Source organism: Hydrogenophaga sp. A37 (assembly GCF_002001205.1).
In the GTDB taxonomy this organism is placed as follows: Bacteria; Pseudomonadota; Gammaproteobacteria; order Burkholderiales; family Burkholderiaceae_C; genus Hydrogenophaga.
This window is the reverse complement of sequence record NZ_MUNZ01000034.1, coordinates 1-7,438: the sequence shown is the minus strand read 5'-3', so window position 1 is coordinate 7,438 and position 7,438 is coordinate 1. Positions and strand designations below refer to the sequence as shown.

8 protein-coding genes are annotated in these 7,438 nt (G+C 64.2%); 3 read left to right on the top strand and 5 right to left on the bottom strand.

Annotated features, from left to right (window positions below):
- The 4 genes from B0E41_RS00495 to B0E41_RS00480 all read right to left on the bottom strand — a co-directional run.
- On the bottom strand, window positions 1-271 hold a 271-nt coding region (locus tag B0E41_RS00495; RefSeq protein ID WP_143433593.1), incomplete at its 3' end, for an ABC transporter permease subunit.
- Window position 272: 1 nt separating this feature from the next.
- Window positions 273-1,010 carry an amino acid ABC transporter permease gene (locus B0E41_RS00490; protein WP_077327562.1) on the bottom strand — a complete coding sequence of 246 codons (738 nt, stop codon included), beginning with the start codon at window positions 1,008-1,010 and terminating at the stop codon, window positions 273-275.
- Between the two features lie 211 nt (window positions 1,011-1,221).
- Window positions 1,222-1,992 (bottom strand): amino acid racemase, encoded by a 771-nt coding sequence (locus tag B0E41_RS00485; RefSeq protein WP_171984619.1) that lies wholly within the window; start codon window positions 1,990-1,992, stop codon window positions 1,222-1,224.
- Between the two features lie 37 nt (window positions 1,993-2,029).
- The gene (locus tag B0E41_RS00480; protein ID WP_253194510.1) at window positions 2,030-2,890 is read right to left on the bottom strand and encodes an amino acid ABC transporter substrate-binding protein; all 861 of its coding nucleotides are present in this window, start codon (window positions 2,888-2,890) and stop codon (window positions 2,030-2,032) included.
- A gap of 188 nt (window positions 2,891-3,078) precedes the next feature.
- On the opposite strand from B0E41_RS00480, the gene B0E41_RS00475 reads away from it, so the two are divergent.
- The 3 genes from B0E41_RS00475 to B0E41_RS00465 all read left to right on the top strand — a co-directional run bounded on the left by B0E41_RS00475 (window position 3,079) and on the right by B0E41_RS00465 (window position 5,731).
- Window positions 3,079-3,990, top strand: coding sequence for a LysR family transcriptional regulator (locus tag B0E41_RS00475; RefSeq protein ID WP_077327553.1), 912 nt, complete (start codon window positions 3,079-3,081; stop codon window positions 3,988-3,990).
- A 10-nt stretch (window positions 3,991-4,000) separates the two neighbouring features.
- Window positions 4,001-5,311 carry a cytochrome P450 gene (locus B0E41_RS00470; RefSeq protein ID WP_077327550.1) on the top strand — a complete coding sequence of 437 codons (1,311 nt, stop codon included), beginning with the start codon at window positions 4,001-4,003 and terminating at the stop codon, window positions 5,309-5,311.
- A 99-nt stretch (window positions 5,312-5,410) separates the two neighbouring features.
- Entirely contained in the window at window positions 5,411-5,731 is a 321-nt protein-coding gene (locus B0E41_RS00465; RefSeq protein WP_077327567.1) for a hypothetical protein, read from the top strand.
- Between the two features lie 347 nt (window positions 5,732-6,078).
- On the opposite strand, the gene B0E41_RS00460 is transcribed toward B0E41_RS00465, so the two are convergent.
- A complete protein-coding gene (locus B0E41_RS00460) occupies window positions 6,079-7,338 on the bottom strand; it encodes a YihY family inner membrane protein (RefSeq protein ID WP_077327546.1) in 1,260 nt (419 codons plus the stop codon).
- Between the last annotated feature and the right edge of the window lie 100 nt (window positions 7,339-7,438).

Sequence of the window (7,438 nt, the reverse complement as noted above, 5' to 3'; positions counted from 1 at the left end):
CCGCGCCCATGGGCTTGCCGATCATCAGCGGAATGAGCAGGAAGAACCACAGGATCACCATCACCAGCGGGATGGAGCGCAAGGTGTTCACATAGAACGCGGCCGGCATCACCAGCCACTTCTTGCCTGAGAGGCGCATCAGCGCCAGGACCGTGCCCAGCACGACGCCACCGATCATGGCCACCAGCGTGAGCTGCACCGAAAAGATCAGGCCCTTGAGCACGAAGCTCGAAAAGACCGACCAGTCGAGGAAGGAAAAATCGAGGTTCATGTCAATGCCCTCCGATCATGCCGGGCACCTGCACCTTGTGTTCGATGAACAGGGCGATGCGGTTGATGACGAAGGCGGAGATGAAATACAGGCCGGTCACGGCGAGGTAGACCTCGATGCCGCGGGAGGTTTCTTCCTGCGCCTGCATGGCGAACATGGTCAGTTCGGCGATGGACACGGCAAACGCCACCGAAGAGTTCTTGATGATGTTCATGCTCTCGCTGGTCAGCGGCGGGATGACGATGCGAAACGCCATCGGCAGCAGCACGTAGCGGTAGGTCTGCGACAGCGTCAGGCCCATGGCCAGACCGGCGTAGCGTTGCCCCTTGGGCAGGCTCTGGATGCCGGCGCGCACCTGCTCGGCAATGCGCGCGGAGGTGAAGAAGCCCAGCGCGAACACCACCAGGATGAAGCTGGGCACGGCCTTGAGCACGGGAAAGACCGCAGGCAAGACGAAGTACCAGAGAAAGATCTGCACCAGCAGCGGGATGTTGCGAAACAGCTCGGTCCAGGCGTCGCCGATGGCCACCAGAAACTTGTTTGGGGTGGTGCGCAAAACACCCATGACCGAGCCCACAGCCAGGGCCACGACCAACGCCAGCAGCGCCACACTCAGCGTCCAGCCCCAGGCCGACAGCATCCAGCTCAGGTAGCTGATGTCATGACCCGAACCCAGGCATCCGGAGACAGGTCCACCAGATGAAAGCCCCTGACAAAAGATGTGCCACTCCATGCTCATGACGTCGTCTCACAGACACGATCCCCAAGAGACCATCGGGGGGATGCCGGCAGCGCCTTCACCCCCTCGGGGAAAACCGTGTCGCGCTCGCCCAGAAGGTCACGCTCGATCCGCACAGAAGGGGGTTGTTGGCGCACGTTGTGGTGGTTGGTTGGTGTCATGTTGATCAAAGCGGATCGAACCGCTTTCGGTCTTGAGAAACAGATGTCGGTCAGGCTTCTTGCGCCGTTTTCTGGCGCGACCAATGCACCGCTCTTTGCGCCAGCGCGGCGGTGGCATCGACCGTGGGCAGGGGCGCATTGCCATCGTTGAGAACGATGGGAATCTCGGTGCACCCCATGACCAGTGCCGTGGCTCCACGCTGATGCAGGGCGTTCGCGGCGCTCAGCAACAGCGCTTGGCCGGCGCCCAGTTGACCGGCCTTGACGGCGGCAATGCCAGGCATGACCAGGTCGAGCATCTCTTGCGCTGTGGGCAGCAGCCATTGCACGGCCGAGCCGCCCGCCGCCTGTGCCTTGCGGTTGATGTACAGACCGGAGGCCAGGGTGGCATCGGTGGCGAGCAGCCCCAGGCGCGCGCTGGTGCCCACCGTCTTCATGGCCTGCCCGATGGCGGCATCAACGATGTGCAGCATCGGAACACCCACACGCTCGCGAACCTCGTCAAACCACAGGTGTGCCGTGTTGCAAGGCATGACGATGAGCCCGACGCCTGCCAGCTTCAGACGCATTCCGCACTCGACAATGGCCGCCAGCGGAGACGCGCCTTCACCGCGGAACGCCTCCGTTCGGTCGGGTATCTGAGGGATCGAACTGATCAGGGCAGGCACGTGCTCCTGGTCATTGTGGGCAGGTGTGGCGAGCAGCAACTTTTGCATGAAGTCGACCGTCGCCAAGGGCCCCATGCCCCCCAGCACCCCGATCAAACCCGGCGCCACCGCGAGCAGTGCGGGCGAGATCGGTTGGCAAACTTCGGTGGACATGGTCTGTTCGAACATGGGGGCGCTCAAAATCGTCCACTCATTGCGCTGGCTTGTCCGACAACAGCTTGAGGTTGTCTTGCAACTCCTTACTCATCGGCGCGTTCAGGTTGATGCCCTTGGGCGGGATGGGGGACTGGAACCACTTCTTGTAAAGCGACTGAAACTCGCCGCTCTTGATCATTCCGGCCAGGGTGTCGTCCACCAGCTTCTTGAACGCAGGATCGTCCTTGCGGAGCATGATGGCGTAGGGCTCGACCTGGATCGGGTCTCCCACAATGGCGAAATCCGCCGGGTTGGAAGCGCTGGCACGCAGGCCGTAGAGCAGGATGTCGTCCATGCCGAATGCGTCGACACGGTCCTGCTGAACCAGGAGCAGTGACTCGCCATGGTCCTTGGCTCCGATCAGCTCAAAGCCGATGTTCTTTTCGGCGTTTACCTTGCGCAGAACCTGGTAGTTGGTCGTGCCGGTGGTGGAAACGGCTTTCTTGCCCTTGAGGTCGTCCACCGACTTGACGCTGGAGCCCTCCTTCACGATGAAGCGGGTCCCGGTGTAGAAGTAGTTGATGGCAAAGTCCACCTGCTTGTTGCGGTCGGCGTTGTTGGTGGTCGACCCGCACTCGATGTCGATGGTGCCGTTCTGGATCAGCGGAATGCGGTTTTGGGAGGTCACCGATTGCTTGAGCACTTTGACGTCGGCCAGCCCGACCGTCTTCTTCACTTGATCGACCACTTTCCCGCAGATTTCCCACCCAAAACCCGTGGGCTGACCGTCACCGCCCAGATAGGAAAAGGGGATCGAGGCTTCCCGGTAGCCCACCGTGATGGCGCCGTTCGCCTTCACTTTGTCGAGCGTCGTGGCAGGTTGCGCCACGGCTGAAAAAGGAGCTGAGGCCAGCATAATCAGCGCGATGGCGGCACCGGATGGAGCGCGTGAGAGGTTCAACATGGGGTTCTCCAAGAAGTCAAGGTTGATGAACAGGCATGGAGGGAATGCTAGGTTTTCGACCGGGCTCGGGTCATCGGCATTTCATGCCCTCACATAAGCTGGCCTGATATCAGGGTTACCACCAACACAACCGCTCCCCCATGCGACTCAAGCACATCGAAGCCTTCAATGCCCTGATGCTCACGGGGACCGTCAGCGCGGCGGCACGGCTGCTGCACGTGACCCAGCCCGCGGTCACTCAGACGATCCAACACGCCGAACTGCAACTGGGCTATCAGCTGTTCACCCGCCAACGCCGACGGCTGGTGCCGACCCGTGAGGCACAAGCGCTGTACCCCGAAGTCCAGCGGCTGATGACCCAGTTGGAGGAGGTGCGGCGCCTGGCCTCCGCGCTCAAGACGGGTGAGTCCAATCCCGAGTTGCGCATCCTCATCGTTCCCTCGCTCGCCGTTCGCTTGTTGCCCGACGCGTTGACGCTCTTTCGGCGACGCCATCCGGACCTGGCCCTGTCTGTCCGAACGCTGCATTCGAATGAAATTGCACGGGCCATCGCACTGCGAGAGGCCGACATCGGCATCGTCTATGGCAACGTCATGCACGCCAGCCTGAATGAAGAACATGTCGCGACAGGGCGCCTCGTGTACGTCTCCAAAGTCAAACAACGGGGGTCTGACCGCAGAAGCACCATCGCGATGGAAGACGTCTTGCGTGAACCCTTCATCCGGATCGATGAGCGTGACCCGCTGGGCGCCATGCTGGCCGACCAATGGTCACGCCTCGGCCTGTCTCCTGTCGCCGGCATGTCGGTTCAAACACACCACATTGCGATGGTTTTTGCCGAGCAGGGCTTCGGGCCCGCGATCATCGATTCGTTCACGGCCAGCGCCACACGTTGTGCAGAGCTGCACGTACGGACTTTGACGCCCGAGATTCCCGTGGAGATCCGTGCCTTGATGCCGCAAGGAGAACGGTCTCAGCGCCCCATTGAAGACCTCGTCGCTGCGATGCGCTCCGCGGCGGCGGCCTCCACCGCGAGCGTCACCGCCACATGACCGGACCAAGATGAATCCGTCGTTGATCACCCCGCCCATGAGCGCGGATCGAGCGCGCGAGATCGCAGCGGCATTCGATCTGCGCGCCCTCCCCGCCGACTTCCTGGCCAACCCCTACCCGGTGTACGCCCTGCTGCGCGAGACAGCGCCGGTGCGGCGCATGCCCGATGGCTCGTACTTCCTGACCCGCCACGCCGACCTGATCGCGGTGTACCGCGACGCGGCCACCTTCAGCTCCGACAAACACGTGGAGTTCGCGCCGAAGTACAACCAGGAGCCCTTCGGTAGCGACACGGCGCCGTCCCCGCTGTTCGAGCATCACACGACCAGCCTGGTGTTCAATGACCCGCCGCTGCACACGCGGGTGCGCAAGTTGATCATGGGCGCGCTCACGCGCCGCGCCATCGCCGACATGGAACCGGGCCTGATCGCGCTGGTGGACAGCCTGCTAGACCGCATCGAAGCGCAGGGCGGCGGTGACCTGATCGAAGACTTCGCCTCGGCCATCCCGGTGGAGATCATCGGCAACCTGCTGGGCGTGCCACACGCCGACCGCGGCCCGCTGCGGGACTGGTCACTGGCCATCCTCGGTGCGCTCGAACCCGTGCCCACGCCCGCCCAGCACGCCGCCGGCAACCGCAGCGTGACTGAGATGCTGGCCTACCTGCGCGGTCTGGTCGCCGAACGGAGAAGGGCCCCCGGCGACCCGGAGCGCGACGTGCTCACGCGCCTGATCCAGGGGGAAGCGGGCGGCGAACAACTCAGCGAGGTCGAGCTGCTGCAGAACTGCATCTTCCTGCTCAATGCCGGGCATGAGACCACCACCAACCTGATCGGCAACGGCCTGGTCCTGATGCAGGAATTCCCGACAGCGCGCGCGCAGTTGCTGGCCGACCTGCGGGCTTGCGCGGGCGATGCTGCTGCGCAAGAGCAGGTGCTGTCGCCGGCGGTGGACGAGTGCCTGCGATTCGAATCGTCCAACCAGCTCGGCAACCGCCGCGCGCTGGTGGCCACGCAGGTCGGCGGCGTGCATCTGCCCGCGGGCGCGCTGGTCACGCTGTGCATCGGCGCGGCCAACCGCGACCCGTCTGTGTACGAGCAACCGGAAACCCTCAACCTGCGGCGAGAGGGCAATAAACACCTCGCCTTTGGCTTCGGCATTCACCAGTGCGCCGGCCTGAGCCTGGCGCGGCTGGAAGGCCGCATCGCCATCGGTCGCTTCCTGCAGCGCTTTCCGGATTTCAGCTTGAGCGACGCGCCGACCCGTGCCGGGCGGGCGCGTTTTCGCGGTTTCCTGAGCGCGCCGTTTTCTGTCCTCTGAAGTCTCTGGGGCCCACGCGGGTACGCCATCACCCCGCCCCAGGCACGCCGTTTGCCGCCAGCTGTGCGTGGCCCCATGGGGACGGGCAAAGGCGATTTCATGACGGAACGGGACCAACAGAAACTGGATCAAGCGCTGGACATTCTTCAGGCGCAGGTCCCTGATCGCCTGTGCCGCGTCATTCGCTGGTTGCGCAACCCACGCGCCCGGATGGTGCGCTTGCCCTTGGGCGTGCTGTGCGTTGTGGCCAGCTTTTTCTGGTTCCTGCCAATCCTGGGCCTGGAACTCTTGCCTCTGGGTCTCTTGCTCATCGCGATCGATGTCCCATTTTTCCAGCGACCGGTGGCCACCGCCACGCTGTGGCTGGAGCAGCAGTGGTTGCGCCACAAGTTCCGGAGGTCATCGCGCGCACGCCGCTGATGGCGGACCGCAGGAACGCGAATTGCCTCCGGGGAAATCAGAAAGGAAACCATCATGATTCAAGACCACAGGTACCGGAAACCCGGTGTGTATGCGTTGCCGCGTCAACCCCAAGGCGACTTTGGACGGGGCAAAGACCATGCGCCGTTGGGCAGCAGCGACGATGTGAACCGGGAGCTCAATCAACGCGGGGCCTACCGTGACGCGGAGTCGGCGCCGGACGAGCGGGCGCGCGCTCAGGAACCACACCGCCCAGCGCCAGACAGGCCGGACAAGAAAAGCCCCGCCGACCCGCCATCCTCAAAGGGCAAAGTCGAGAACGACCACAACAAGGTGGCAGCCCTGCTTCAGCGAACGCGCCGGGGCCCCGGATTCACTGGCGCCGTCAACGCCTGACCCACCGTCATCGCACCCAGGCCGCTGCTGTCCCAAAAGGCTTCGGTGCTGGCCGACGCCGGCAGCAGCAGGCGCTGCGCCAAGGGCGACAGCGGCAGCTTGGCTGGGTCCTGCAGCAAGACGTAGCGTTCGCTCTCTTCGTCGAGCCGCCCCAGCCAGTCCAGCGCGACCAACGCCGCCACCGGCTCTTCCAGGTGCAGCGGGTCTACCCGCAACGCCTGTGCCAGGGCCTGCAGACTCATGCCGTGCTGCGCAGACCCGCGCAATGCGTTCAGTTGCGCCAGCGTCTCCAGCGCGAGCTGGAAGCGCCAGCCGGGATGGTTGCCGCGCCGCGCAATGCCCGAGAGCAGACTGGGCAGGTAGGCCGCCACCACCGCGCCCAGCAGCACGATCACCCAGGCCACGTAGAACCACACCAGCAGGATCGGCACGGTGGCGAAGGTGCCGTAGACCACCGAGTAGGTGGGCACCTTGGTCAGGTACCAGGTCAGCACGCCCTTGGCCAGTTCAATGCCACCGGCCACGAACAGGCCGCCCACCAGGGCGTGGCTCCAGCGCACGTGCGTGTTGGGCACGAAGCGGTAGAGCGCGGCCATGCCGCCGGTCATCAATGCGAACTGCAGCGAGTCGAGCAGCAGGCGCAGCACCCCTGAGCGGCCCGAGACCATGCCGCTTGAGGCGGACACGGCGTATGACGTGGCGGTCAGGCTGGCGGCCAGCAGCAGCGGACCGAGCGTGAGCACCGCCCAGTAGACGAGGATGCGCTGCGTCAACGGCCGAGGCTGGCGCACGCGCCAGATGTCGTTGAGTTTGCGGTCAATGGTCAGAATCAGCGCCAGCGCCGTCACCAGCAGGACCAGCGCGCCAGCCCAGCCCATCTGCCCAGCCTTGGCGGCAAACTGGTTGAGGTAGCTGAGCACCTGTTTGGCGATGTTGTCGGGCACCAGGCTTTCAATCAGCCAGCGCTGCAGCGTGGTCTGCAGGCGCGCGAACATGGGGAAGGCGCTGAAGATCGCCAGCGCCACGGTGAACAGGGGCACCAGCGAGATCGTGGTGGTGAAGGTGAGGCTGGACGCGGCCACGCCCAGCTGGTCTTCGCGGAAGCGTTCGCGCAGCGTGAGCGCGGTGTTGCGCCAGGGGAAATTCAGCGTGTCGCGCCAGAGTTCGCCCAGCAGGGTTTCCAGTTGGCACCAGCGTTCATTCAGGGTCATCCCGGTATCATCCCAGAACCGCACACCGGGCCCTCTGCCTGGGCGTGAAAGCGCCCTCTTCGACCCGCATCTCCCCCCTCGCTCCGACATGACACCCTCC